Origin of the sequence: Acidisphaera sp. S103 (assembly GCF_009765975.1) — a bacterium.
Taxonomy (GTDB): Bacteria; Pseudomonadota; Alphaproteobacteria; order Acetobacterales; family Acetobacteraceae; genus Rhodopila.
Genome location: NZ_LMUJ01000051.1, coordinates 1 through 26,786, shown reverse-complemented (window position 1 = coordinate 26,786; position 26,786 = coordinate 1). Strand labels below are relative to the sequence as shown.

General features: G+C 64.6%; 26 protein-coding genes. 7 read left to right on the top strand and 19 right to left on the bottom strand.

Annotated features, from left to right (window positions below):
• Positions 1-3: 3 nt before the first annotated feature.
• The gene (locus tag GSQ89_RS14575; RefSeq protein WP_158926361.1) at positions 4-1,245 is read right to left on the bottom strand and encodes an ABC transporter substrate-binding protein; all 1,242 of its coding nucleotides are present in this window, start codon (positions 1,243-1,245) and stop codon (positions 4-6) included.
• A 328-nt stretch (positions 1,246-1,573) separates the two neighbouring features.
• Here GSQ89_RS14575 and GSQ89_RS39200 point away from each other — a divergent pair, with 328 nt between their 5' ends.
• Positions 1,574-2,068, top strand: a complete 495-nt coding sequence (locus tag GSQ89_RS39200) for an ATP-binding cassette domain-containing protein (protein ID WP_254073211.1) — start codon at positions 1,574-1,576, stop codon at positions 2,066-2,068.
• Positions 2,069-2,095: 27 nt separating this feature from the next.
• Positions 2,096-3,067 carry an ATP-binding cassette domain-containing protein gene (locus GSQ89_RS39195; RefSeq protein ID WP_254073210.1) on the top strand — a complete coding sequence of 324 codons (972 nt, stop codon included), beginning with the start codon at positions 2,096-2,098 and terminating at the stop codon, positions 3,065-3,067.
• Between the two features lie 428 nt (positions 3,068-3,495).
• Here the strand turns inward: GSQ89_RS39195 and GSQ89_RS14565 are convergent, their stop codons facing one another.
• The 3 genes from GSQ89_RS14565 to GSQ89_RS14555 form a co-directional block, all read right to left on the bottom strand.
• On the bottom strand, positions 3,496-4,341 hold the full coding sequence (locus GSQ89_RS14565) for a MaoC family dehydratase N-terminal domain-containing protein (protein WP_158926359.1): 846 nt from the start codon (positions 4,339-4,341) through the stop codon (positions 3,496-3,498).
• Positions 4,338-5,696, bottom strand: coding sequence for an adenylosuccinate lyase family protein (locus tag GSQ89_RS14560; protein WP_158926357.1), 1,359 nt, complete (start codon positions 5,694-5,696; stop codon positions 4,338-4,340). The genes GSQ89_RS14565 and GSQ89_RS14560 overlap by 4 nt, the downstream gene beginning before the upstream one ends.
• Positions 5,697-5,810: 114 nt before the next feature.
• A complete protein-coding gene (locus tag GSQ89_RS14555) occupies positions 5,811-6,797 on the bottom strand; it encodes a nitronate monooxygenase family protein (RefSeq protein WP_216856172.1) in 987 nt (328 codons plus the stop codon).
• 138 nt (positions 6,798-6,935) lie between these two features.
• Between GSQ89_RS14555 and GSQ89_RS14550 the strand changes: the two genes are divergently transcribed.
• Both GSQ89_RS14550 and GSQ89_RS14545 read left to right on the top strand, forming a co-directional pair.
• Positions 6,936-7,817 carry an ABC transporter substrate-binding protein gene (locus GSQ89_RS14550; protein ID WP_158926355.1) on the top strand — a complete coding sequence of 294 codons (882 nt, stop codon included), beginning with the start codon at positions 6,936-6,938 and terminating at the stop codon, positions 7,815-7,817.
• A gap of 468 nt (positions 7,818-8,285) precedes the next feature.
• Entirely contained in the window at positions 8,286-9,131 is an 846-nt protein-coding gene (locus tag GSQ89_RS14545) for a hypothetical protein (protein WP_158926353.1), read from the top strand.
• On the opposite strand, the gene GSQ89_RS14540 is transcribed toward GSQ89_RS14545, so the two are convergent.
• Together GSQ89_RS14540 and GSQ89_RS14535 are read right to left on the bottom strand one after the other, a co-directional pair.
• Complete coding sequence (locus tag GSQ89_RS14540) at positions 9,032-9,871, bottom strand: hypothetical protein (protein ID WP_158926351.1); 840 nt, start codon at positions 9,869-9,871, stop codon at positions 9,032-9,034. The two genes, GSQ89_RS14545 and GSQ89_RS14540, sit on opposite strands and share 100 nt — an antisense overlap.
• Positions 9,872-9,903: 32 nt before the next feature.
• Positions 9,904-10,293, bottom strand: coding sequence for a helix-turn-helix domain-containing protein (locus tag GSQ89_RS14535; protein WP_216856171.1), 390 nt, complete (start codon positions 10,291-10,293; stop codon positions 9,904-9,906).
• A 259-nt stretch (positions 10,294-10,552) separates the two neighbouring features.
• Here GSQ89_RS14535 and GSQ89_RS14530 point away from each other — a divergent pair, with 259 nt between their 5' ends.
• On the top strand, positions 10,553-11,008 hold the full coding sequence (locus tag GSQ89_RS14530) for a hypothetical protein (RefSeq protein ID WP_158926347.1): 456 nt from the start codon (positions 10,553-10,555) through the stop codon (positions 11,006-11,008).
• A 24-nt stretch (positions 11,009-11,032) separates the two neighbouring features.
• Here the strand turns inward: GSQ89_RS14530 and lpxA are convergent, their stop codons facing one another.
• The 13 genes from lpxA to rpsB all read right to left on the bottom strand — a co-directional run bounded on the left by lpxA (position 11,033) and on the right by rpsB (position 24,438).
• Positions 11,033-11,827: an acyl-ACP--UDP-N-acetylglucosamine O-acyltransferase gene (gene lpxA, locus GSQ89_RS14525; RefSeq protein ID WP_158926345.1), complete on the bottom strand. Its 795-nt coding sequence runs from the start codon at positions 11,825-11,827 to the stop codon at positions 11,033-11,035.
• Positions 11,828-12,000: 173 nt separating this feature from the next.
• Positions 12,001-12,498 (bottom strand): 3-hydroxyacyl-ACP dehydratase FabZ, encoded by a 498-nt coding sequence (gene fabZ / locus GSQ89_RS14520; protein WP_158926343.1) that lies wholly within the window; start codon positions 12,496-12,498, stop codon positions 12,001-12,003.
• Positions 12,499-12,503: 5 nt separating this feature from the next.
• Positions 12,504-13,628: a UDP-3-O-(3-hydroxymyristoyl)glucosamine N-acyltransferase gene (lpxD, locus tag GSQ89_RS14515; RefSeq protein ID WP_158926341.1), complete on the bottom strand. Its 1,125-nt coding sequence runs from the start codon at positions 13,626-13,628 to the stop codon at positions 12,504-12,506.
• A gap of 3 nt (positions 13,629-13,631) precedes the next feature.
• Positions 13,632-14,501: an OmpH family outer membrane protein gene (locus tag GSQ89_RS14510; protein WP_158926339.1), complete on the bottom strand. Its 870-nt coding sequence runs from the start codon at positions 14,499-14,501 to the stop codon at positions 13,632-13,634.
• Complete coding sequence (gene bamA / locus GSQ89_RS14505) at positions 14,501-16,894, bottom strand: outer membrane protein assembly factor BamA (RefSeq protein WP_254073209.1); 2,394 nt, start codon at positions 16,892-16,894, stop codon at positions 14,501-14,503. The genes GSQ89_RS14510 and bamA overlap by 1 nt, the downstream gene beginning before the upstream one ends.
• Before the next feature lie 295 nt (positions 16,895-17,189).
• On the bottom strand, positions 17,190-18,299 hold the full coding sequence (gene rseP / locus GSQ89_RS14500) for an RIP metalloprotease RseP (RefSeq protein ID WP_254073232.1): 1,110 nt from the start codon (positions 18,297-18,299) through the stop codon (positions 17,190-17,192).
• 30 nt (positions 18,300-18,329) lie between these two features.
• Positions 18,330-19,535, bottom strand: a complete 1,206-nt coding sequence (locus GSQ89_RS14495; RefSeq protein WP_158926335.1) for a 1-deoxy-D-xylulose-5-phosphate reductoisomerase — start codon at positions 19,533-19,535, stop codon at positions 18,330-18,332.
• Complete coding sequence (locus GSQ89_RS14490) at positions 19,532-20,278, bottom strand: phosphatidate cytidylyltransferase (RefSeq protein ID WP_254073208.1); 747 nt, start codon at positions 20,276-20,278, stop codon at positions 19,532-19,534. Before GSQ89_RS14490 ends, GSQ89_RS14495 begins: the two co-directional genes overlap by 4 nt.
• A 65-nt stretch (positions 20,279-20,343) precedes the next feature.
• The gene (gene uppS / locus GSQ89_RS14485) at positions 20,344-21,018 is read right to left on the bottom strand and encodes a polyprenyl diphosphate synthase (protein ID WP_254073231.1); all 675 of its coding nucleotides are present in this window, start codon (positions 21,016-21,018) and stop codon (positions 20,344-20,346) included.
• 167 nt (positions 21,019-21,185) lie between these two features.
• Entirely contained in the window at positions 21,186-21,755 is a 570-nt protein-coding gene (frr, locus tag GSQ89_RS14480) for a ribosome recycling factor (RefSeq protein WP_158926333.1), read from the bottom strand.
• A 53-nt stretch (positions 21,756-21,808) separates the two neighbouring features.
• Positions 21,809-22,531 carry a UMP kinase gene (pyrH, locus tag GSQ89_RS14475; protein ID WP_158926331.1) on the bottom strand — a complete coding sequence of 241 codons (723 nt, stop codon included), beginning with the start codon at positions 22,529-22,531 and terminating at the stop codon, positions 21,809-21,811.
• An 87-nt stretch (positions 22,532-22,618) separates the two neighbouring features.
• Positions 22,619-23,527: a translation elongation factor Ts gene (gene tsf / locus GSQ89_RS14470; protein ID WP_158926329.1), complete on the bottom strand. Its 909-nt coding sequence runs from the start codon at positions 23,525-23,527 to the stop codon at positions 22,619-22,621.
• A gap of 128 nt (positions 23,528-23,655) precedes the next feature.
• Positions 23,656-24,438, bottom strand: a complete 783-nt coding sequence (gene rpsB / locus GSQ89_RS14465; protein WP_158926327.1) for a 30S ribosomal protein S2 — start codon at positions 24,436-24,438, stop codon at positions 23,656-23,658.
• A gap of 212 nt (positions 24,439-24,650) precedes the next feature.
• Between rpsB and GSQ89_RS14460 the strand changes: the two genes are divergently transcribed.
• On the top strand, positions 24,651-25,445 hold the full coding sequence (locus GSQ89_RS14460; protein ID WP_158926325.1) for a transglutaminase-like domain-containing protein: 795 nt from the start codon (positions 24,651-24,653) through the stop codon (positions 25,443-25,445).
• A 67-nt stretch (positions 25,446-25,512) separates the two neighbouring features.
• The gene (locus GSQ89_RS14455) at positions 25,513-26,586 is read left to right on the top strand and encodes a TauD/TfdA family dioxygenase (RefSeq protein ID WP_158926323.1); all 1,074 of its coding nucleotides are present in this window, start codon (positions 25,513-25,515) and stop codon (positions 26,584-26,586) included.
• Positions 26,587-26,786: the final 200 nt, after the last annotated feature.

Here is a 26,786-nt window from a genome sequence, read left to right as displayed (position 1 = left end):
CCGTTACCGCCAGCCGGCCATCGGCCACTGGACCTTCGACACCGCCGCGTCGTCCGGCCAGATGGTGACGTAGTCCTTGCCCTGAAGCTGGGTCAGATAGGTCGCGCTTTCGACGTTCTGGCCGGTGTCGTCGAAGCGCACGCCGCGATAGCCGATGACCATCGCGCTGTGCGGCATCGCCGTCGCCTTCAACGCCGCCTGCAGCTTGACGGGATCGGCCGATCCGGCGCGGTTCACCGCGTCCGCCAGCACGAAGAAGGCCTGGATGCACCGGCCGCTGACGTCGCTGATCTCATTGCCGGTCTTTGCCTGATAGATCGCGTTCACGCCGGCGGACAGGCTGCCGGGCGGCCCCTTGCTCCAGACGCTGCGGTTGACCAGGCCTTTGGAAATGTTGCCCACCGTCGGCAGGAACGATGAATCGGAGAACCCGGCGGAATCGCCGATGATCATCGGCGGCAGGTAATCCAGGCTCTTCATCGTGCGCATGAACAGGATGGCGTCGGAGGCATAGCTGACGAACAACGCAACCGACGGGTTCTTCTGTTTCAGTTGCAGCACCTGTGCCGAAACATCGGCGCCGTTCGCGCTGTACGGGATGCGGATGGACACCGGCAGGCCGGATTTCTGCGCACCCGCCGCGATCGCATCGCCGACGGAGGTGCCGTAGTCGGTGTTCTCGTTGACAATGGCGATGTTATCGATCGTGCGGCCGGCCTTTTTCTGGTCCAGCAGGAACCGCATGTAGCTGTCGGCGAAATTGGCCGCGATCGGGGTGACGCGGAAGGTGAACTTGAAGCCTCGGCCGGTGATGTTGGCCGCGACCGAGTCCGACACGACGAACGGCACGCTATAGCGTTCCGAGACCGCCGTCGCGGTCATCGCGCAGGACGACTGATAGGCGCCGAACAGCGCCGAGACCTTGTCGCCGGTGATCAGTTTCAACGCCAGGCTTTGCGCCATGGACGGATCGCCGCGGTGGTCGACGAAAATCGGTTCGATCCTGGCGCCGCCCAGGTTGGGCAGCCCCGGGGTCAGGCCGATGGTGAGGCCTTTCAGCTCCGGATGGCCGGTGTTGATGATATCCGCGGCGACCTGAATGGCCGCCTTGGCTTCCAGCCCCGATCCGGCGGAATTGCCTGTGAGCGGGAACAGGGCACCCACCTTCACCGCGGCGGCCGCGTGCGCTCGGGTTGCGGCGATCACGGCGGGGGCGGTCAGCAACACGGTACGGCGACGGATCATGGAGCCTCCTGAACGACGGTTCTGGAGACATAGCGCGAAGCGATGTGTGGCTGCAACGAAATCGGCCGTGGCTTGCGAACGATCGCCGTTTCCGTTTATCTAAGGCGGATTCTTGAACATCCAGCCGTTGGGGGGATGCGTGACCGCTTACGACCACCATCGCCGCACCGGACCCTGGCAGGCCCCACGACATCACGTTGTGGGGCGGGCCGAACGCTGGATCTGACGTCTTCTTCCGTCCGGCATCGCTCGCCTAGCGATCGCTTCATCTGCGCTGTCGATGTGGTTCCGAACCACACCGGCGGACGATTCGGACAAGAGACGTATCATGACCCTGATTCAACTGCGCCGCCTAGGCATCGTTTCGCCGCGCGTGCTGTTCCAGAACCTAGATCTTACCATTCATGAGACCGACCGCATCGGCCTGATCGCGGGCAACGGCATGGGCAAGACCACGCTGCTGCGTTGCCTCGCGCGGCAGGTGGAACCGGGCGCGGGGGATATTGTTGCGCGCCGCGGGCTGCGGGTGGGGTATGTCGAGCAGGACGTGCCGGTAAACCTGTTGGACCTGCCGATGACCGAAGCGATCCGGCGCGCACTGGCGCCGGCGGAGCGGGAGGCCAATGCCTGGAAGATTGGGCTGGTGCTGGACATGCTGGACACACCGGTGGAGATGCGGGACCGGCCCCTGGCGGCGCTGAGCGGCGGCTGGCAGCGCCTGGCGTTGCTGGCGCGGGTGTGGGTCACCGATCCGGATGTGCTGCTGCTGGATGAGCCGACCAACCATCTGGACCTGCAGCGGCTGGCGGTGCTGGAGGATTGAATCAACCATGCCACCGAAGGCGTCGCGATGGTGATCGCCAGTCATGACCGTCAGTTCCTGGATCATTGCACCAATCGTACGTTGTTTCTGCGGCCTGATGAATCGAGGGTTTACGCGCATCCATTCAGTCGCGCCCGCGCATTGCTGCAGGCGGACGATGGTGCGCGAGAAGCAAAGCTGGCGCGCGATGTCCGGGAAGCATCCCGGTTGCGCCGAAGTGCGGGACATCTGCGCAATGTCGGGATCAACAGCGGCAGCGACACCTGGCTGAAGAAGTCGAAACAACTGGCAGAACGCGCGGCGGCGATCGAGGATTCGTTGCGTCCGGCCGAACAGACCCGGACAGGGGATATTCGGCTGACCAATCGGGGGACGCATGCGAAAGTTCTGGTTGCGTTAGATAACGTTCCGGTCTCGACGCCGGAAGGACAGGTTTTGTTCAACACAGGGATGTTGAGGATCTTCCAGCACGACCGCATCGTGGTGATGGGGGCAAACGGCACTGGAAAATCGAGGTTTGTGGAGCTGCTGCAACGGGCGATGCTGGATGGTGAGGCAATTCCTGGCGTCACCGTCAGTTCCTCGGTCGTCGTTGGCTACCTGGATCAGCTTATGTCGCGGTTACCGTCGGCCGACACACCGCATGGTTTCGTGACCGCGACGTTCCGGCCCGGCGACCAGCGCGCGGTCAGTTTGCTCGCCAGCGCCGGTTTCGATATCGACACGCAACGCCGTACCATCGGCCAGCTATCGCCCGGACAAAAGGCTCGGCTTGGCCTGTTGGCGCTGCGGCTGACGGAACCCAACTTCTACCTGATGGACGAGCCCACCAACCACGTGGATATCCAAGGCCAGGAACGCCTGGAAGCGGAAATCCTGACACATCAGGCGACCTGTGTGCTGGTATCGCATGACCGGTCTTTCGTCCGCGCCATCGGGTCCAGGTTCATGCGGATTCAGGATGGGTGGCTGGTGGAGCAGGAGGCGCCGGATCGTTGAAAGTGATAGATTGGCTGGTTGTACCGCCAGGTCACCGTTGAGTATTCGGGACATTTAGCCCGATCGTTGCACAGGCGTCTGGTGTCTCGCCGTTCGCCTCCCGAGTGGGTGTCAGGCCAGGGATTTTTTAACACGGAAACAGTCCGAGGGCCACGGAGAAGAGTATCGCGTCGTCTGCTCAGGCGCCTCGGGGCATCCGTGAATCGAAGCGTGTACAGACTACACCACAGGCAGACCGGAAGGCTGTTCGGGTGCGGATACGATTGTAATGACACATCCCGTGCCAGGAGCCCCGCGGCACCGCTCCGTGGCCCTCAGTGGTCCTCCGACTTTCTCCGTGCGTAAAATGAAGGACGAGCAAGCGAACACGCAGGTTGCACCCTACCCCACCCGCGAAACAACGCGCGCCATCCCCAACGACACGGCCCCTAAAACACCGCCTCCGCCTCCATCGCCACATGCCCGGTCGGATTATGCGCCCACAACGCGGCCCCCTGCCCGTCAGGCACCCCATGCACCGAGAACGGCGCGACATCGAACAGCGGGCTGACCGCGCGAAAGCGAAACGACGCGACCGGCCGGTCGGTGTTCCGCCGCAACAGGTCGATCAGCAGCGTGGCGATCAACGGACCGTGGACGATCAGGCCGGGATAACCCTCGGTTTCAGTCACATAGCGCCGGTCATAGTGAATACGATGGCTGTTGAACGTAAGTGCCGAGTAACGGAACAGCAGCGGATCGCTGGGCTGGATATCGCGCTGCCAGACGCCGTCCGTCCGCACCGGGCGGGGCACCGCGGGCGCCTCACCCGGCTGCGGCGCATCGCGGTAGACGATGTCATGCTCCTCGACCAACGCCAGCCCGTTCGCACCGGTCACTTCGTGGCGCACCAGCACGAAGCACAGCGCGCCGTTGCGGCCGTGTTTCACCGTCACATCCTGCACGGTGGACACGCGCGTGATGGCCTCATCGACGCGCAGCGGCTGATGGAAGGTGAAGCGGCCGCCGGCCCACATGCGGCGTGGCAGCGGTACCGGCGGCAGGAACCCGCCGCGTGCCGGGTGTCCGTCAGGTCCCAGGACGGATTGCCGAGCGGTTGGCAGGAAATAGAGCCAGTGCCAGAGGGGCGGCAGCGGATCGCCGGCGGCGGGGGCCGGATCGTCCCGGTCAAGCGTCGCCGACAGCGCGGCGATCGGAAATCGCGTGACCTGGTCGTGCAGCGTTTCCTGCTTGCCGATCCACGAACGCAGGTGATCGACATCCAATTCCGTCATTTCGATAGCTCCATCGCGGCCGCACGTGCCCTTGCGGCCCCCGCGCGGGCCATATCGGCACATAGCCCGGTATAGGCGGTCGGGTCGAGCAGGCCGGTGATCTGTTCCGGTGTCATATGCGTGGTGACACGTGTATCGGCGGCCAGCAGCTCGCCGAACGACTTGCCCTGCACGAAGGCGTCCTGCGCGGCGTCATACACCGCGTCATGCGCATGCTGCCGGCCGATCGCGGCACCCAGTTCCAGCATCACCGCCTCGGCCATGATCAAACCGCCGCCAAGATCCAGGTTGGCACGCATCCGGACCGGATCGAGGCGCAAATCACCGACGATCTCAGCCAGCCGACTCAGCATGTCGCCGGTCGCGATGCATGACCGCGATTCCGCTGTGTCCATCATCAGGCTTGTGGTCCGGTCCGCCTCATGCTCCGTCATCATCGCTTCCAGCGCCAGCGGCACCATGCAGCGGATTTCGGCGGCGGCGGCGATGATGTCCTGGCACAGTTTCGGATTTCGTTTCTGTGGCATGGTGGAACTGCCGACGGTGCCGGGCGGCACGGGCTCCTCGAGCTCGCCGAACTCGGTCTTCATCAAGGTATAGATTTCACGGCCGATTTTACCGCACGTGGCAGCGAGCAGGCCCAGCAGCATGATGTTTTCCGCCAGGTGGTCTCCGATCGCCCGGGATGGAACGGTCATGGAACCCAATCCCAGCAGCCGGCCGATCGCCTGTTGCACGGGCGGTCCGTTTTTGCCCAGCGAGGCATACGTCCCGGCGCCGCCACCCAACATGGCGACGAACAGCCGTGGCGCGGCCTGCCGGAAACGGTCCGTGTGGCGAATCAGTTCGTCGATCCATACCGCGACCTTGTAGCCGAAGGTCGCGGGCACGGCATGCTGGCCGTGGGTGCGGCCGGCGATCGGCATCTCGGCGCCGCGTTCGGCGAGGCTGGCCATCGCCGACAGGATTTCGCCGATCTGCCGCAGGAACACGGCATGGGCCTGGCGCAGCACCAGCAGGTCGCCGGTCTGGGTGATGTTCTGTGTCGTGGCGCCCCAATGGACCCAACCGCCATGTTGCTCGCCGACGACGCGGCCGAGTTCCCAGACCAGGGGAACGATGGTGTGGCCGGTACGGGCGAACCCTTCGTCGATGCGCGCTCGGTCCATCTTCTCCAACCGGGCAGCGCCGGCGATCGCGTCAGCGGCGGCGGCTGGGATGATGCCGAGTTCCGCCTGCGCGCGAGCCAGTGCCACCTCGACGTCCAGCCAGGCCTGCCAGCGGTTTTCCAGGCGGTACAGGGCACGAATGCCGGGGTCTACCACCCGTGTGGCGGTGGGTAATGTGTCGCTCATGGCGGTCTCCTCTTTCAACGAAAGATCGCAGCAGGGCGCTCGGGCGGCAAGGGCAAGCGATCGGCATCGCCGCATCGCGTCCGGGCCCCCCTGCCGGCCGTGGCGTGCCCCGCGTCAGGCCGAGCGAGACGGGGTGCCGTGGACCAACCGGGCACCCCGGGCAAGGGTTTCGGCCGCCTGGGCGACGATGCGCTCAATGACCTCGGCCGCGCCCGGGATGTCGTTGACCAGGTCGACACCCTCACCCGTCCAGACGACACGCGTGTCAAAGTCGTCCGGGGCCGTCGCCAGCACGATCTTTTCCTGTGCCGGCTGGTCGGCCGCCAGCTCGTCCTCCCGCCCGTTCCACCGAACGGAGAAGGCGTTGCGCAGCGCCCGTCCCGGATAGATCGCCGGCCACGCCGCGCCGCGCACCACGTCGAACACCCGTGTCTGCTCCGTCTGATCGCCGCCAGCCGCGAGCGTCGTGGCCTTCATCGCCTGATCCCACAGCGACTCACGCGTGGCGGTGAAGCGGGTTCCCATCGAAACACCGGCCGCGCCCAGCGCGAGCGCGGCGGCAAGGCCCCGCCCATCGGCGATACCGCCGGCGGCCACGACCGGGATCGAACCGACGGCATCCACGACCGCCGGCACCAAGCCCATCGTCCCGCGAGTCGTGCCGGAATGACCCCCGGCATCGCGGCCCTGCGCGATGATGACGTCGGCACCCGCGGCGGCGGCCTGTTTCGCCTGGGCCAGGGTCTGCACCTGGCAGATGATCTTGCAGCCCGCGTCCTTGATCCGCCCGGTGAACGGGGTCGGGTCGCCGAACGACAACATGATCGCCGCCGGCCTGGCATCCAACGCCGCTTCCAGCGCCGCCGGGTTCTTCTCCAGCGCCCACAGGATGAAGCCCACGCCGACACGCGTGTTGCCGGCCTCGGCCAGTTCCTTGCGAACGGCGTCGGCGTTGGCATAGCCCGAACCGACCAACCCAAGCCCGCCGGCATTCGTCACGGCCGCCGCCAGCTTGCCGCCTGCGGCCGACCCCATCGGCGCCAGCAGGATCGGATGCTCGATGCCCAGCAGTCGCGTCAGGGCCGTCTCGATCATTGGCATCTTGGTATCCCGTGTTGCATCGTTGGGCGCAGAATACGGTCTTTGTGCGACATCCGCCATGCGGGTGGCATGGCTTCCGCCTACGGAATTGCCTAGCATGCCCCGACGTCGCCTCTCGATTTCCTACTGGAGCTTCGCATGGCCAACGCCCCCTTCGTCATCGAACCGCATTTCCGCCTGCAGGAATGGGTCGCCGAGGAAAAAGGCTACTTCAAGGACGAAGGCCTGGATTACGTCTTCCAGGAACTGATCCAATCCAGCGACGGCCGGCATCACGATCGCGGCGACAAGGTCGGTGCGTTCCAGTCGTTCGAGCGTGGACGCGAGGCGGCCGTCAGTTGCGCGTGTCACTGGACGGTGGGGGTCGCGGCGTCCCGCGGCAAGGGCCGGCTGTATTCGGACGCCTACTCCGTCGCACCAGCCGGCGTGTTCGTCGCAGCGGATTCACCCATTCGACGCCCCGAGGACCTCGCCGGGGTGCCCATCTCGGTCGGTTTCCAGTCCGGCAGCCACTACGCGACCATCCAGGCCCTGGAACAGTATCTGCCGCGTGAGCAGATCAACCTGTCCTTCGCCGAGGGGATGCTGTTTGCCCGCTTGGATAACCTTCTGAATGGCGTGTCGCCGGCCTCGGCGCTGTTCAACGGTCCGTATTACCTCGCGGAGCAGTTGGGCTTTCGCAAGGTCGTCGACACCACATTCATGATCGCGTCCATGATCACCGGCGATCCGGACCCGGAAGATCTGCGGAAGTTTTTCCGGGCCTTGCGCCGGGCGCAACGGGACATTGATCTTAGGCCGGATCGTTATAATCGATACTATCGGAATGAGTTCCCCGTGCGTTACCACGCCACCATGGACCCGCGCGGCTGGGGACCCGGCGAGCGCCTGGTGTTCGAGCCTTACACCCGGGAAGTGTACGACGAGACGTTCAGTTGGATCGCGGCCCGTGGCATCTTCGACCCCGCCGCGATGGGCGCCGGCGTCTACGACGATGCTGTCATCACGACCGCGGGGTAAGGCTCGTTGATCTTTCACGCGGCCGCGTCGTCCGCGAACAACGGCCGTTCAGGCGGCGCATGCCGTTTGCGGTGATGCCCGGCGGTCGAAGGCACACCAAAGCCAAATCAGCAGGCGCCTGAAGCCGGCCCCCGACGGCGGCTCGTCGACGATCTTCCCCGCGGTAGCCGATCGCCTTGTCCCCGCGTGCGGCGCGTCGTGACCGCGGGCGCCGGAGAGATGCCGGTTCGCCGGGTAATAGCCGGGACCACCCTGGCCCGGGCGTGACCGTCACCGGGATTGCCCGGCGGTGGTGCGGCACGTTTTCCCCAACGCCACGAAAATCATCGTCATACACGACGATCCGAGCACCCGCGGGCCAACTTCGTCGAACGAAGTAAGCACGGCTCGCAAGACCGTTCTAAGGTCAGAGTGCGCCACACGCACTAGCCGGAAGTGACGCGAGACACAGATAGGGAAATAGACACAATGTCGACCAGCCTTAAAGCAAAACCTGTACTTCCTTCGTTCTCGGGCTCCACGCTGCTTGATCAAATCGAACTCAAGCACGGCCCGATCGCATTACTTGGCCGTTTCTTCCTGCTGGCGGAGCAGGCCGCGCGCGATCGTGGGGTCCATCTACGCTTGCACACGGATATGGATTCCCTGGCGGAAATCTACCCGGAGGTGACGCCGGGCCGAAGCTTGCCGGTACTGTCGACCTTCGATCCCGCGCACAGCGACCTCTCCCCGAAAAATGCCTTTTGGATCTCCGGCCATGATGACTCCGGCAAGGTCATCGCCACCCAGGCGGCGCGTCTTTTCGATATGACGCGATCGACGGTTGAGCGGGAACTCGTTTCGATGCGACTGTTTTACGCGGCACCGGAAAAATATCTGGCAGCCGGCGCGCGGTGCCTGGTCGATTGTCCGCCCGCGAACGATATTACCGGCCGTGTGGTTTATTCTGGCGGCGCGATCTACCATCCTAAGGTCAGGGGATGCGGACTTTCCCGTATCCTGCCGCGGATTTCGCGTGCGCTCGCCCACTCCATGTGGGACTCCGAATACACGTTCAGCACGGTGGAGACCTTGTTGATAGCGAAGGACGTTCACCGTTCCTACGGCTATACAAGGCATAGCGAGTTAGTCAGTCTGCGTGGCACCAATCGAGGCGCTATGGACTTCGGTCTCATCTGGATGCCGACTGGGGAAATGCTGGAGGATCTTACCAACTATACATCGGAAACCGTCGGGAACGAGGTGCGCAACACGGAGACGACCGACACAAACTGGCCGCCATCGCGGCGCCAGGGCAGCAGCAACCGTTCGTAACGGCTGCGGCGTGCGGGATAACCCGGTACCCTGATCAGGGCTTCGATAAACTCGAGACGCGGCGCCTGTGCGCGCTGCGTCTCGAGGTACCCCGCCCAGAAATTTTGTCCGTATTGAGGGTCGGGATGTCCGCTCGCATCATGCCCGACCATCGCGTGGCGCCAAGAGGCTTCGGACCAGGTAAATCCATCGCCGCAATATTCAATGACGCCCCTGGAATCACCGGTCATGCGCATAACCGTTGCCCGGCCGAGCAGCGCCGGGTCGCCAAATTCGGTGGCCAGATCAGTACGCAGGTTGCCCTTGCTGCGGCGCCATCGTTGAAGCAGGCCCGCGAGCGGCGACATCCGCGGGTTGCCGTGTAAACGGCGGAGCGATATTTCCTCCCGCTGGAAGTCCTCGCGCGTGATGTTGCCGCCCACGCTCGCGAGGTCGGCCAGCCGTGCGGCCGCGTCCTCCACGCCCGGCACGATCTCGATGATGCCTGGAGCGTCAGCGACTTCGATGACAAAGCGTTCATGTTCCAGTGTGACCATCTGGAAGACCACGGCTTCGAATGCCGCCTTGGTCAGGAATCGCGGACGCAGGGTGATACGGACACCGGACCGGGTCGTGTGGATCCGCACGAATCCCAGGTTCCGGATAACGTACTGGATCAGATCGGCTTCAGGTTTGGCGACATGCAGGCTGTCCAGCAACGCCCGCGAGCCGGTCCGCCAGATACGGCCGTTATCGTCCACGATGAGATCAGGGCCGGTTAACACGGGCTGCCCTAGGACCGTTTGCCGGTCCGCGGCAGGCAGGCAAGGTCGTCGATCAGGTTCAACAGGGATTGGCGCATATCATCGTCCGGCAGGCGTTGGATATTCCTGGCCGCCAGCAGCGTGGCTTTGTCGGGTTCTTGTTCGGAACCCTGGGTGTGATCGGCCAGAATGGCATCGAAGAAATAAGTAACGGGCACGTTCAGCGCCAGGGCCGAGCGGTACAACATCGAACAGGGCAAGCGGCTCTTGCCGGACTCATAGCGCTGCAATTGCTGGTAACTGATGCCCAAAGCCTTGGCCAGTCGCTCTTGCGACATATTGCGTAGGATTCTCCTGGCTTTCATGCGCTGGCAAACGTGCAGGTTGACCCAATCCACGTCTTCATCGGCTATGGGCAAGACAGACGGCTGCTGGCAAGGCATGTGGGCGAAGCTCCCTTTGGCACGCGCGGACCGCGATGGGCGCAATGTTCGTAACATGATCGCCGCCGCCGACGCTACGGGTGTATTGCTACTGTCACGATCGCGTTTTCCAGGTCCGGACAGGAGAGGCCTCATAACTGTGGTAGTCGTTTAGAAAATGCAACCTCCACTCGCTGGTATCCACGGGAATCTTGCTGCACTGACAGCACTCCCGGTTGTCCTTTCGAGGGTCCACATGAGCGATAAGAGATCCGACATTGCCATCCTCGATCGTGCCTATGGCGACGGCAAACTGGCCGGCTTTTGGGGCCTCGAGACCTCCGCGGCCTGTCCGTTCGGCAGCGACCAGACCGGCCCGCGGATCGCCTGGCTGGACGGATTTGCCTACGGCGCCTGGCAGGGGGGCGCCCGAAGCAGCGATTCCGGCCAGGGAGGGGAATGCGACGGCGCCAGATTGGCGGCGTATGACCGGCCCGACCACGAAATTGTGGACGTCGCGGTCGCCCACCTGCTTCGCTTGTCCAAAGCGATCGGACCGGGCACGGATCAATGCCTCGAACTGGACTCGGCGCTACAGGCGGCGACTGTGTTCATACGGTCGGTCCGGCGGACCCGGGCGGCACGCCAGGACCCGCCGGAACTGCTGAAACGCCAGACCCGCGCACAACGGTACAGTCAGACGCACCGGTGAACGGCGCCGACTGAACGGGCGGACCTACTCCGCCCGGATCAGGCCGCGATGGCTCGGGGCGTCGATGAACGCCAGAATCTCGGCCACCAACGGATCGTCGCCGAACTTCGCACGTGTTGACGCCAGCCGCTGCGCGAACACCCCTTCCTTGCCGAACAGCGCCTTGAACGCGATGTGCAGACGCTGGATCGCCGCCTTGTCGAAGCCGCGGCGGCGCAGGCCGATCACGTTCAGCGCGGCCAGGCGGGCACGGTTGCCGATGACGCTGCCGAATGGGATCACATCGCCCTCCACCCCGGAAACCCCACCGATCATCGCGGCCCGGCCGATACGAACGAACTGGTGAATGGCCACCGCGCCGCCGACCACCGCGTGGTCGCCGATGCTGACATGCCCGCCCATCACCGCATTGTTCGCGACGATGACGTTGCTGCCCAATTGGCAGTCGTGCGCGACGTGCACCACCGCCATCAGCATGCAGTCGGTGCCGACCCGCGTCACGCCGGTGCCGGTCGCCGTGCCGCGATGGATGGTGCAATGCTCCCGCACCAGGGTACGCGCGCCGATCTCGCAGCGGGTCGGCTCATTTTTGTATTTCAGGTCCTGCGGCGCCAACCCGACGGTGCAGAACGGAAAGAGTTGCGCGCCCTCCCCGATACGGGTGTGCCCCTCAACGACGACATGCGACACCAGTTTGGCGCCGCCTTCGATGACGACGTTCGGCCCCACCGTGCAGAACGGGCCGATTTCGACGCCAGGGCCCAGTTCGGCGCCATGCGCCACGATCGCGGTCGGGTGAATGCTGGAGCGATCGGTCATGCGTGGGCTGATATCCGTCATCGAATCCATGGGTATTCCGTTCCGTGGCGCCAGTTTCGGTTGGATCGCGGCCAAACTATGGGCGGTGGCGGTCACCACCAACTCAATCATTGTTGCCCGATGTTTCCGATCCTGGCCTGTAACACTCTGTTTCGCCTAGGATTTTGGCGTTACTAAGGCAAAGGCGCGGCACGATCCATGATCATGGCGGAGTAGGTCGCTTCCGCCACCGTGACGCCATCGACCTTAGCAACGCCGTGGAACTTCCAAACGTTGCCGCGGCTGCGTTCCTTGACGATGTGAATGCGCAACTGGTCGCCGGGCACCACGGGGCGGCGGAACTTCGCCCCCTCGATCGACATGAAATACACCAGTTTGCCGGCGGCATCCGGCCCGAGCGTTTCCACCACCAGCACCGCGGCGGTCTGCGCCATGCTTTCGATGATCAGCACGCCCGGCATGACCGGGTGGTTGGGGAAATGGCCGGCAAAGAAGCCTTCATTGACCGAGACGTTCTTGACCCCGATCGCCGAGGCGTTCAGCACCACATCGACCACCCGGTCCAACATCAGGAACGGATAACGATGGGGAATATCGTGCATGATCCGATGAATATCGATCAGCTCGACTGTCTTGCCCGCTTCGGGCGTTTGCACCGCAACCTCATCCATGATGTTCAATCCACGTCCGGGTTCAGTTTCGTGGGTGTCCCGCCGCTGCGTGCCGGCACGCCGCCGTTGCGTACCCAGCGCCTGACGGTCGCGACCTCCTTGAAGAACGTTTTCACCGGCTGGGCCGGCGAGCCAATCATTTCCGACCGGGGCGGCACGTCGGAGATGACGCCCGCCTGGGCCCCGATCCGCGATCCCGCACCGATCCGCAGATGTCCCGCGACGCCGGACTGACCCGCGAACACCACCTGGTCCTCCAACACGGTCGAGCCGGAGATACCCACCTGCGCCACCACAACGCAGGCCTTGCCGATCCGCACGTTGTGGGCGATCTGGACCAGATTGTCGATCCTGGTTCCGGCACCGATCACCGTGTCTTCCAGCGTGCCACGATCGACGGTGGTGTTGGCGCCGACCTCCACATCGTCCTCGATCAGCACACGGCCGAGTTGCGGGACGGTATGAAAGCCTTGCGGCGTGATCGCGAAGCCGAAGCCGTCCTGGCCGATGCGGGCGCCGGGGTAGATATAGACGCGGTCACCGATCAGCGCATGCGACAGACTGGCATGCGGCCCGATCCGGACATCCCGACCGACCTGCACCCCGTCGTCGATCACCACCATGGCGCCGATCCGGCCACGCGGGCCGATCGTCACGTTATCGCCGATCACCGCCAGCGGCCCGATTTCCGTGGTCGGGTCGATCTTCGCCGACGCCGCGACGACCGCGGACGGATGGATACCGGGTTTGACCGGCGGTTGCGGGTGGAACAACGCCGCCACCCGCGACCAGGCGACCAACGGGTCTGATACGACGATGGCGACGGTTGTCTCCGGCACCTGGTCCTGCATATCCGGATGCACGACCACCGCCGCGGCCCGGGTCGCGGCGAGGGTCGGCCGGTACTTTCGGTTGTTCAGGCAGAAGCTGACGTCGTCGCCGGTGGCGGCGGCCAGCGGGGCAATACGATGCAGCATCAGCCGGCGCGGCGGGGCCTCGGCCAATTCTCCCTCGACCCCCGCCGCATCGACGACAGCGGCCAGCGTATGCGGCCCGGCCCGTTGGAAGAAACGGGGATCGCCCGCCAACGCCGAGCGGTCCCCACCGAACGGCGTTGGATCAGGCGCCATGGCTCAGTGCTTCTGCGATGACTTGGCGGCCGCCGCGGGTTTGGCCTCAGCCTTCTTCGGCTCGTTCTGCGTTGCGGCGGCCGAGGCCATCGTCAATGGGGACACCCCGTCCGGCGGAACGACGACGCTGGGCAGCGTCTTGTTCAGCACCTCGGCCACCGCCGGAGTGATGTCGAAGTCCGCCGTGGTCCCCAGTATCTGCGCGCGATTCAGCACCAGGTTGATGCCACGGGACAACGCGACCTGCTGGGCGACCTGCTCCATCGTGCGGTTGATCTGCATCATGACATACTGGCCGGCTTCCTGGATGATCCTGTTACGCTCGCCGAAGCGGCGTTGCGCCTCGGTGGCGCGATCCTGGATTTCCTTTTCCTTGGTGCGGATCTGCTCCGGCGACAGCTTGGCGCGTTCGGCGGCGAACGCCTGGCCGAGGTCGCGCAAGGCAGCCTGTTCCTTTTGGGCATCCTCGTTCAGCTTCTGGCCGCGCGCGTTCAATTCCTTGTACGCCGTCTGATAGGCGGTGGACACCCGCAGCACGTCGGGAACCGACAAGATGCCGACGATGGCGGCCGGGGTCGCCTGTCCCTTGGGAATCGGCGGAATTTCCGGCGCCGGCGGAAGCTGGAACTGCGGCGTCGGTACGCCGCCAGCCTGCTCGCTGCCCCCGTCATTCGGAATGGGAATTTCGCCGGGCGCACCGGACGGAGCGGGGCGCGGTGCCGCGCGGTGGGCAGGCGGCGTGGCAGCCGGATGCGCCGGCCCCGGCACGAACCATTCAGGATTTTGCGCCTGCTGGGCAAATCCGGAAACGGGAGCAAAAACCAATGCCAGCGCGACGACCGCGCCAGCACCCTTGATGTAGTTTTGAATCACTAGAACCTCGTGCCGAAGCCAAACCGGAAGATTTGCGTCTGGTCGCCTGGTTGCTTGAGAACAAACGGCGCCAAATCAACATTTATCAGACCAAACGCGGTTTTCCAGGAGATACCGACACCGGCACCGAGCCGTGGCGCGTCGGACGCCTCGACCGTGCAGCTTACGCCAGCGGAGACGGTGCAGGCGCCCGGCCTGAACGACGACTCGGTCAATGCGCCCACATCGACGAAGGCTCGGCCGGTCAGGCCCAGATCGGGAGAAACCGGCAACGGAAAGTGCAGCTCGGTCGTCTGCGTCCAGATGAAGCGGCCGCCGAGCGGATCGTCCGTCGACGCGTCGTGCGGGCCGGCGCCCCCGGTTTCGAAGCCGCGCAGGTTGTCGCCACCCAGGAAGAAACGGTCGATGATCTCCTCTCGTCCACCCGACAGCAGAGCCATGTAACCCGTGCTGCCCGCCAGTTTGATGCCCCAGTCGGGGTTACCGAACTCGCGTTCCAGCGGGATATAGTAAGCGGCGTTCACATTACCTCTCAAAAACCGGGCATCGCCACCAAGACCGGCGTAGTCGGTGCCAACCTCAACGACATATCCGCTGTGCGGCTGGACCTTGCTGTCCCGGTAATCGAGCGTCACGACCTGACTGACCTGCGACAGCAGCGTCGTCCCCGCTTCATTCAAAATAAAGGGGCTGGCGCCGACTTCCACGTTGTACACATCGCGATTGACCAGCGAATAGCTCCAGGTCTGCCGCAGATGTTCGTTGAACGCGTAACCGAGACGAAGGGCGAAACCAACGCGCTTTTCATCATAGGGCTCGGTTCCCTCATAATCCGTCTGAACAAGGAAGGCGTCGACACCGGCGACAAGATTGCGATCGAGGAAATACGGATCGGTTACCGATGTGTTGATGGAACTGTCGCGCTGGGCCAGCGTGCCGTTGATGCTCGCATTGACGCCGGTTCCGATCAGGTTTTTCTCCGCCAGACCGACATCGATCAGCGCGCCGGCATCGGTCGAATAACCACCGCCGAAGGACAGTTCGCCCGTGGCCTTCTCCGAGATGGTCGTGTTGAGGATCGCCTTGTCCGCCGCCGAACCCGGCGTGGTGGCGATATCGACATTCTGGAAATAACCCAGGTCGGTCAATCGGGTCTTGGTGCGACGGATCTCCTCGGCGCTGTACGGATCGCCTTCGGCCAAGCGGAACTCCCGCCGGATCACCTTATCCTCGGTCCGCACGTTGCCGACGATGTTAATACGCTCAACATACACCCGCGGCCCTTCGCCCACGTCGAAAGCCAGATCGATCGTATGCTTCTCGGCATTGCGCGTGGCCCGCGGCTTGACACTCACGAAGGCATAGCCGCGGTTATGGACGGCTTCCTCCATCATGTCGGCGGTCCGGCCCACGGCATCACCGTCGTACCAATCGCCCTCATGCAACTGTAGACTCGATTGAAGATCGGATGAGGTCAGGTTGCGAAGCTGCGCATTGATGGTGACTTTGCCGACCTTGTAACGGGCCCCTTCATTGACAGTGAAGGAGAGGAAAAACCCCTTCCGATCGGGAGACAGCTCCGAACTGGCGGACGTGATATCGATGTCGGCGTAGCCGTTTTTCAGATAGAACCGGCGCAGCAGTTCCCGGTCGTAAGCCAGTCGCTCCGGGTCGTACTGATCCGCCGTGGACAGGAAGCGCCACCAACGCGACTCGCGGCTGCTGATAACCTCGGTCAGCCGGTCCTCGGTGAAGGCTTTGTTGCCGTTGACCACGATCTTGCTGATCAGCGTGGCCGATCCGTCGTTGATCTGAAACACCACGTCGACGCGGTTCTGGTCCAGGTGGATGATCTTGGGTTCCACCGTCGCGTCGTAGTAGCCGCGCTTGGCATACAGATCCAGGATCTTCTGCCGGTCGGCTTCCGCCAGGGCCGGCGTGAACACGGCGCGCGGCCGCAACTGCATCGCCGGCCGAAGCTGGTTGTCGTCAAGCTTGTGGTTGTTCTCGAACGCGACACGGTTGACGATCGGGTTTTCGACCACCCGCACCACCAGGGTGTCACCGACGCGCCCCAGCCGGACGTCCTGGAACAGGCCGGTGGCGTACAGCGTCTTCAGGCTGCGATCGATGCGATCCGGATCAAAGGCATCGCCGGGCTGAACCAGAAGATAGGACTTGATCGTGCCATCCTCGATCCGCTGGCTACCTTCGACCTTGATCGACTGAATCCCCCCGCCGGTGGGGGCGGCAACCGGTCTCGCATGCGCAGCAGGCGCGGCATGCACGCCGGCCGGACGAGCGGGCGGAGTCGGAGCCTGAGCGGCGGCGGCCCCAATGACCAGCAATGGCATCAGGCAGGCGGCCACAAACCGCACAGCGCGAATCGTCAACAAAAGGCTGGTCTCCCCCAAACGGCGCGTGCGTTCTACAACAGACGAGCGTGGCCAAGCAGCGTCATACAAACCGGGCGCACCATAACGATGGGTTGTCACCGATGCTAGTGGCGGTGTTTGCCGGCGACCCGTCTGTCACTCTTTGTTTAAGTTTTTGATTTGGAAAAGGAAATCCGAACCTCTCGCGGCACGCTGCCGGCGACTCGGGCGTTCCGTCGGTCCGTGAGGGCATCGGGATGCGCCGATCGCCCTTCTCCACCGCCGTCGATTCGCGTGTCTCCGCGATCGGATACTAACCGATCAGGCCGGCGACCCAGTGGAACAGCCCGAGATGGGTCAGGTCGTTCCACGTCGAGAAGACGAACATGCCGACGAGGAAGGCGAGACCCGCGCGGAACCCGTATTCCTGCGCGCGTTGCGGCAGCGGCCGGCCACGCAGCGCCTCGGCCAGATAGAACAGCAGGTGTCCGCCATCCAGCACCGGGATCGGGAACAGGTTGATCAGCCCGAGGTTCACCGACAGCACGGCGATGAAAGAAATCAGGCTGGCGACGCCAAGTTCAGCGACCTGACCGGACAATTGGGCGATACGCAGCGGTCCGCCCAGATCCTCGGTGCCGCGGCTGCCGCTGATCATCTGCGCCACGCCGCTGAAGGTGTCCGCGGTAATGGTCCAGGTTTGCGTCACGCCGCTCCACAGCGCCTCCGGCAGGCTGACCTTGCGGTATTCCACCTCACCGCCGCGGACACCCAGCAAGCCGACCTGATGGCCGCCGGCATCATGCGAATCGGGGGTCACTTCGATCGTCCGGTCGGTGCCGTCGCGCTTGATGGTCATCGCCAGCTTGACCGCCGGATGAATGGCGATCTGATGCTGCAGGTCCTCGAACGTGCCGATCGGCTGGCCGTCGATCGTGACGATGCGGTCGTTCACCATCAGGCCGGCGCGGGATGCGGCGGAATCCGCCACCACGCTGCCGATGACCGGCAGGGTGAAGGGCGTGCCCAGCACGCTGAACAGACCGGCGAACAGCACCATGGCGAGCAGGAAGTTGGCGATCGGACCGGCCGCGACGACGATCGCGCGGGACAGCACCGACTTGTCGTGGAAGGTCTCGCCGGGAACCCACTGCGCGCGGACCTCATCCGGCACGTCCTGGGGACGTTCTTGCCCGTGCAGCTTCACGTAGCCGCCCAGGGGCAGCCAGGCCAGCTTCCACACAGTGCCGCGACGGTCGGTCCAGGAGGTGATCGCCCGGCCGAAGCCGATCGAGAACGCCTCTACCCGGACGCCGCGCCAGCGAGCCGCCAGATAATGGCCGAATTCATGCACGAAAACGAGCACACCCAGGACCACGACAAAGGCCGCCGCGCTGCGAGCGAATTCCGGTATGGCAGTCAGCACTGGCCTGGCTCTCCTGTCAGCGTGAAATCATATAGCGTGGGCAGGCAGCAAATCATGGGCGGTCCGGCGCGCGGCAGCGTTGAGTTCGATCACATCATCCAATGTGTCCGCACGCGGTGTCCCCAGCATCTGCAACACACGCTCCACTGTCCGAGATATGTCTAAAAATCCGATATGTTTCTGAAGAAATGCCTCAACAGCGATCTCATTCGCTGCATTTAAGATGGTGGGCGTTCCGCCGCCGATTTGCAACACTTCTCTTGCTAGACGCAACGCGGGGAACCTGACCAGGTCGGGCGCCTCGAATTCCAGGCGGCCGACGGCGGCCAGATCGAGCCGTGGCGACTTCGTCGCCATCCGCCGCGGCCAGGCCAGCGTGTGGGCGATCGGGATGCGCATGTCGGGCGACCCGAGCTGCGCCAGGACGGACCCGTCATGGTAGCAGACCATGCTGTGGACGACCGATTGCGGATGGAACAGCACGTCGATCCTGGTTTCATCCAGATCGAACAGCCGGGCGGCCTCGATCACCTCCAGCCCCTTGTTCATCATCGTCGCGGAATCGATGCTGATCTTGGCCCCCATCGACCAGACCGGATGGCGCAGCGCCATCTCCGGCGTGGCGGCGGCCATGTCCTCCAGGCTGGTGGTGCGGAACGGGCCGCCCGAGGCGGTCAGGATGATCTTTTCCACCGCGTCGCGATTGCCGTCCGCCATCGACTGGAAAATCGCGTTGTGCTCCGAATCCACCGGCAGCAGGGTCGCGCCGGCCTCTTTCACCGCGCGCAGCATCACGTCGCCGGCGCACACCAGGGCTTCCTTGTTGGCCAGGGCGACGAACGCCCCGCGGCGGATCGCCGCCAGGGTGGAGGCCAGGCCGGCGGCGCCGGTGATCGCCGCCATGGTCCAGTCGGCGTCCAGCGCGGCAGCCGACACCACGGCCTTGGTGCCGGCGGCGGCTTCGATTCCGGTGCCGGTCAGCGCATCGCGCAACGCGGCATAGGCCGAGGGGTCGGCGACAACGGCGACCTTGGCGCGCAGGGCGATCGCCTGTTCGGCGAGCCGAACGGCATTGCGGCCGGCGACCAGCGCTTGCACCTGGAAACGCTCGGGATCCGACGCGAGCAGTTCGATCGTCTGGGTTCCGACGCTGCCGGTGCTGCCAAGGACAGTGACGGTCCGTACCGAACCGGGCTGGGGAATAGGGGGAATGGATTGATAAACCGCGTTCATTTCCAAAGCACTACTCCACGTCCCAGGATCAACGCCAGTAGTGCCGCCGCCGGCACGGCGGTCAGCAGCGCATCCAGCCGGTCCAGCAGGCCGCCATGGCCCGGGATCATGGTGCCGGAGTCCTTTACGCCAAAGTGGCGCTTCAACTGGCTTTCGAAAAGATCTCCCGCCTGGCTAATGATGCCGATCAGCACGGCGAACATCACCGGACGCCAGGAAATCGGCCCATGCCGCAAGATCGCTGACGCCGCGGCCCCCACCGCGGCCGCCGCGAAAAGGCCGCCCACGGCGCCGGACCAGGTTTTTCCCGGCGAAACGGCCGGCGCCAGGCGCGGGCCGCCGATCGCTCGTCCCGCCAGGTACGCCCCGATATCGCTGGCCCAAACCACAAGCAGCAACACGATCACATTGACGCCACCGCTGCCGGATGGCTGCCGCAACCATACCAGCGCCACCGCGCCCAACCCGAGATAGGGTATCCCCAATCCGAGCGGCCGGGATGGGGACAGGCCGCGGCCGATGGCGGTGGCGACGGCCAGGAGAACAAGGACCGCGATATCCTCGCCCAACGCCGTCAACACCACGGCAAGCGGCAAAACAGCATACAGCAGCACCGCCAACGGCGAGGCACGCCGGCGGCACAAACCCAGCCATTCATAAGACAGGCCGGCGGCGATCAGGGCAATCAGCCCGGCGAAAGCGGCCCCGCCGATCCAGATGCACCCCAGTGCGAGCGGTGCCAAAATCGAGGCCGACAGAATGCGAAGCCTGAGATCGGCCCAGCGGGTCGCATTGTCCGGCAGCGGATTTAGTCCTTGCGCGCGCCGAAGCGCCGCTCCCGCCGGGAGAATTCCTTCAACGCCGCGCCGAAATGGGCGTGGTCGAAATCCGGCCAAAGGACGTCAAGAAACACCAGTTCGGCATAGGCCGCCTGCCACAGCAGAAAATTCGACAGCCGCTGCTCGCCCGAGGTGCGGATGACAAGGTCGGGGTCCGGCATGCCGGCGGTGGCGAGGAAACTGGCGAAGACGTCTTCCCCAAGATCGCCGGCCTCCAGGCATCCGGCCCGCACGGCTTCCAACGCGGCCCGTGCCGCGGCGGCGATCTCGGCCCGCGCACCGTAGGACAACGCGATGGTCAGGTTGAGCCGGGTGTTCACCGCGGTATCGCGTTCGGCGGCTTCCAGATCGGTCTGAATGTCAGAATCGAACCGGCAGCGATCGCCAATGAAGCGTAGGCGCACGCCGGATTGCTTCAGTTCAGTGATCTCCGACCGCAAATAACGGCGCAGCAGGCCAGTCAGACCCAGGATTTCGCCCGCCGGGCGGCGCCAGTTCTCACTGCTGAAGGCGTAGATGGTCAGCCAGGACACGCCGGACTGGATCGCCGCCTCGATCGCGCGCCGGAGCGCTCGGGATCCTTCGCGATGACCGGCGATGTGCGGCAGACCTCGCGATTTGGCCCAACGCCCATTGCCGTCCATGATGATGGCGACATGGCCGGGCACGTCTGGCCGGGCTTCAAGGGCACCGATCGGGGAAACCTCGGCGACTACCTCGGACGCCGCGATGGCTGTTGACACGAAGTCCTCCGACACCAAGCCCATGGCTGTCTGTTTGGCGACGATCGGCACCCTGTCCGCGACCCGCCTTAGACCTGCCTGATGTCTTTTTCCTTGTCCGTGAGCGTTTCGTCCACCTTTTTAATGAATTGGTCGGTCAGTTTTTGCACTTCGTCCGCCCAGTTCTTCGCCAGGTCCTCACCGATCTCGTGTTTCTTCTCATGGCCCTTGATCTGCTCCATGCCGTCGCGACGGACGCCGCGGACCGAGATTTTCGCGCCCTCGGCGTATTTATGCGCCAGCTTGGCCAGTTCGTTGCGCCGTTCGGTCGTCAATTGCGGGATCGGCACGCGGACCAGCATGCCGTCCGTCGCGGGATTAAGGCCCAGGCCGGAGTCCCGGATCGCCTTCTCCACCGCCGAGATCATCGACTTGTCCCAAACCTGCACGGTCAGCATGCGCGGCTCCGGCGCGCCGACGGTGCCGACCTGGTTCAGCGGCATTTCCGTGCCGTAGGCGATTACCTTCACCGGATCCAGCAGGCCGGGATGGGCGCGCCCGGTGCGCAGGCCGGCAAATTCCCGGCGCAACGTCTCCAGGGCACCGTCCATGCGGCGGGTGATATCCTGCTTCAGGCTATTCAGGTCCGCGGTGGCCATGATGCTGCCTCCCAACTCCGTTTATTTGATCGCGTGCCGCGCGATCCGTTACGCTAGGTCTCGATAATCTTGGTGAACGCACCCTCACCGCGCATGACCTGGGCGAACGCACCGGGGGCGTGGATGTTGAAAACGATGATCGGCAAATGATTTTCCCGAGCCAGGCTGATCGCGGCGGCGTCCATCACACCAAGATCGTTGGCCAGGACGTCGAGGTAGGTCAACTGCTCATAGCGGGTCGCACCCGACACCTTGCGTGGATCGGCGGAGTAGACGCCGTCGACCTGGGTGCCCTTCAGCAGCGCGTCGCACTGCATTTCGGCCGCGCGCAGCGCCGCGGCGGTATCGGTGGTAAAGAACGGATTGCCGGTGCCGGCGCCGAACACCACCACCCTGCCCTTTTCCATGTGCCGTTCGGCCCGGCGGCGAATATACGGCTCGCAGACCGACGCCATCGGGATCGCCGACTGCACCCGGGTCGGGACATCGCGCTTTTCCAGCGCCGATTGCAGGGCGAGCGCGTTCATGATGGTCGCCAGCATGCCCATGTAGTCGGCCTGTGCGCGATCCATGCCGGATGCGGCGCCGGACACGCCGCGGAAGATATTGCCGCCGCCGATGACGACGGATACCTCCACCCCCATGGCGACAACGGCCTTGATGTCGTTGGCGATGGCGTTGACGGTTTCGGTGTCCAGGCCGAATTCGCGCCGACCCATCAGCGCTTCCCCGGACAGCTTCAGCAGTACGCGCTTGTAGACGGGGGGCGGTGTCATGTGACTCCCGTGGGACAATGAGGACCGGGCGGCACCCTAGTGGCGCCGCCCGTTATGGACAAGTCGGAGTCTGTCGAACCGGGGCGATCAGACGCCGGCGGTGGCGGCGACTTCGGCGGCGAAGTCGTCCTTCGGCTTCTCGATGCCCTCGCCCAGCGCGAAGCGGACGAAGCCGGTCAGCGTGACGCCGGCCTTCTTGACGACGGCGCGTACCCGGCTTTCGCCGTCATGCACCCACACCTGCTCCAGCAGCACCACTTCCTCGTAGTATTTGCGGATGCGGCCTTCGACCATCTTCTCGATGATGTTTTCCGGCTTGCCGGAGGCTCGGGCCTGATCGCTGAGCACGGCGCGTTCCCGTTCCAGCGCCGCCGGATCGACGGCGTCGACGTCCAGCGCCTCGGGGCGGGTCGCGGCAACATGCATGCCGACCTGACGGCCGAGGGTTTCCAGCGTGGCGAATTCGCCGGGGCCCTCGACAGCGGCGAGCACACCGATCTTGCCGAGGCCCGGCTTCAGCGCCTGGTGCATATAGGACGCGACGACACCCTGCTTCACCGACAGCACGGCGGCGCGGCGGATCGTCATGTTCTCGCCAATGGTGGCGACCAGGTGGGTCAGTTCCTCGGCAACCGTCCGGCCGGTGCCGGGGAACGGCGCGGCCTTGATCGCGTCCAGGTCTTCGCCGACGTCGAGCGCGATTTTAGCCACCGCCTCGACGAAGCCCTGGAAGGTCTCGTTGCGGGCGACGAAATCGGTTTCGGCGTTGACTTCAACGATCGCCGCCTTGTTCGCGGCGGTGGCGACGGCCACCAGGCCCTCGGCGGCCACGCGTCCGGACTTCTTGGCGGCGGCGGCAAGGCCCTTCTTGCGCAGCCAGTCGATGGCGACCTCGATGTCGCCGTCGGTTTCGGTCAGCGCCTTCTTGCAGTCCATCATGCCCGCGCCGGTCTTGTCGCGCAGGTCTTTCACCAGGGCGGCGGTAATCGCGGCCATGTCTTTATCTCCTGACTAGAGCATGATCGCGCCTCACGGAACGCTCAGGGCGCGTGAATCATGCGATCAAACGAAGCTTTAGAGCATTTTCGGGCCATGCGGTCAGCCCGAAAATACCCTGATTCGATTCAGGCGGCCGGGGCGGCGGGTTCCGGCTCCATGTCCGCGAGCACCTCGGCCGGCAGGTCTTCCCGAGCACCGATATCGGCGCCGGAGGAGCCCATCTCGGCGCTGATGCCATCCAGCACCGCGCCCGAGATCAGGTCGCAATACAGCGTGATGGCTCGTATTGCGTCGTCATTGCCCGGGATCGGGAAGGTGACGCCGGTGGGGTCGGAGTTGCTGTCGAGCACGGCGACGACCGGGATGTGCAGCTTGTTGGCTTCCTCGACCGCCAGCTTTTCCTTGTTGGTGTCGATGATGAACAGGATGTCCGGCAGGCCGCCCATGTCCTTGATGCCGCCCAGCGCGCGATCCAGCTTGTCCTTGTCGCGGGTGATGTCCAGGACTTCCTTCTTGGTCAGGCCCTGGGTGTCGCCGGTGACGAGATCCTCGATCTGGCGCAGGCGCTTGATCGAACCGGTGATGGTCTTCCAGTTGGTCAGCGTGCCACCCAACCAGCGGTGGTTGATGTAGTACTGACCGCACTTCTTGGCCGCCTCGGCGACATGTTCGGCCGCAGCGCGCTTGGTGCCCACGAACAGGACGCGGCCGCCGGCGGCGGTGACATCACGGACGGCACGCAGCGCACGATCCAGCATCGGCACGGTCTGCTGCAGATCGATGATGTGGACCTGGTTGCGGGTGCCATACAGGAACGGCGCCATGCGCGGGTTCCAGCGGCGGGTGTGGTGACCAAAGTGAACGCCGGCTTCGAGTAGCTGGCGCATCGTGAAATCGGGCATCGCCATAAGCGTGCTCCTTTCCTGTCGTCCGGTTGTTGCCTCCGCGGGGGTTGCCCCAAGGGATGTCCCCTGTCAGCACCGGAACCCAAGACTGGGAAAGGTTCCCCGCGTGTGAATTACCGCCCCAGGGGATCATCCTGTTGCCGGCGGGCGGGGATATGGCGGAGAATTCGGGGGAATGCAAGGCTGATGGCGCGTGCGGCGAACGGTGGTGGGTCATGAAACACGTTCAAAGATGGCTCGATCATAACAGCATGTCCGATCCGGCGGGTCACGCCGCCGCGATCGCCGGCCTTCCGCCGGACATCGGCGTTCTCAATGCCATCGTCCAGGGCTTGCTCGTCCACTCCGATTGGCTGGCTGAATACGGCCTCGATGCCACCCGGCTTCAGGGGGTCTCACGCATGACCCTGCCCGTCGCCGATCGGTTGGACGACATTCTGCAAAGAGACGGGCAAAGCCTGCAAATCCAGCGGCCACCCGATCGGCGCGCGATCGGGACGTGCCGGGATTTCGCCCTTCTGCTGTGTTCCTTCCTGCGCGGCCAAGGCGTTCCATCCCGTGTGCGGTGCGGTTTCGCCGCGTATTTCGGCAACGGCTGGGAAGACCACTGGGTCTGCGAATATTGGGTCCAGAACACCCGGACGTGGCGCCTGAGCGATCCGCAGCTCGACGAGCTTCTGAAGGCCATACTCCAAATTGGGTTCGACCCCAGGGACGTTCCCCGCCAATCCTTCGTGACCGCGGGACAGGCGTGGTTGAATTGCCGCGCGGAAAAATGCGATCCCAACCGCTTCGGCCACGGCGACGTGAGCGGCCCGTGGTTCGTCAAAGTCAACGTGTTCCGCGACCACCATGTTCTGAACGGCCGGGTGACATCGGCATGGGACGGCTGGCGGGATGCGCCGCCATCGAAACGCCTGATCGAGGCGCACGAGCATCCGTTGCTGGATGATCTCGCGGCCCACCCGGAGCAAGCCCTGGTTGACGTCGCGCCCGGCTGGCTGACCTGACGGCCGCACATCTTGCTCCGCCGGACGGACCGCGCATGATGCGGCGAAATGGCGAGGAGATGCCAAGATGCGGCACGCGAACAGGCAGGCGGCATGGGCCGTCGACGATCTGCGGACGAGTCCCGGCTGGATGTTCGAACTGGACGACCGCGCGCGGCACGACCTGACTTCGGCGGTGCGTCGGGCGGCAGACCCGGCGAAGACGCTGCTGGATTACCGCCGCGACGATTTCGACCTTGGTTCCGCGTCGCCGGTGATCGCGGCCTCGTTGCGCGCGGTCCGCGACGGCACCGGGTTCGCGATCCTGCGCGGGATGCCTCGGGATGGACTGACGGCCGAGGAATTCGAACTGCTCACCTGGGCCATTGGCTTGCACACCGGTGTCGCTCGGCCGCAGGGGAAGGCCAGTCCGTTCATGACGGCGGTGCGCGATGCCGGGACGGTCTATCGCACCGGCAAGGGGCGGGGATACTCCTCCAACGCCGACCTGGATTTCCATACGGACAGCGCGGATATCGTGCTGCTGACCTGCTACAACGTGGCCAAGTCAGGCGGCATGAGCATGGTGTCCAGTTCGGTCACCGCACATGAAGTGGTGGAGGCGGAACGGCCGGACCTCGCCGAACTGCTGCACCTTCCGTTCCATTTCAGCCGGCAGGCGGAAGAGGCGCCGGATGAGGCGCCGTTCTACCCCAACCCGGTCTACGATCAGCGGGATGGCCTGCTGTTCAGCAAATGGAACCGCAACCGGTTGCGGTCGGCCCAGGCGATCGAGGGCGTGCCGACCCTGTCCCCCGCCCAGTTCGATGCGCTTGACCTGCTGGACGACGTGCTGCGCCGGCCCAATGTGATGCACACGATGTATCTGCGGCCGGGCGACATGCAGATCCTGAACAACCACGTGACGCTGCACTCCCGCACCGAGTTCGAGGACCATGATGACCCGGTGCTGAAGCGGTGTTTGTTCCGGCTGTGGCTCGCACCTCCGGATGGGGTGGCGCTGCCGGAAAGCTGGCGGCCGGCGTACCGGTCAGTGGAGGCGGGGTCGGTGCGAGGCGGCATTGTCGGGCAGGCGTATGATGAGGCGCGCCGGGCGTTCGAGGTGAGGCAGGCGGGGGATTTGGGGATGCGGATCGGGTGACGGGGGGGGGGCATCTTCAAGTGTCGGCGGCGATCGGGCGAACACCGAACGGTCTTCAACGAAGCAGTGCCCGATCCTACCGGGTGAAATCGTACTCCACGCGAAGGCGGGCCATCCTTGCCGTCAAGGGCCGCGATCAGGCATCGCCCAAGGGGAGCACCAGCGTCAGACGCTCGACAAGACCGGCGGGATCAGCCGGG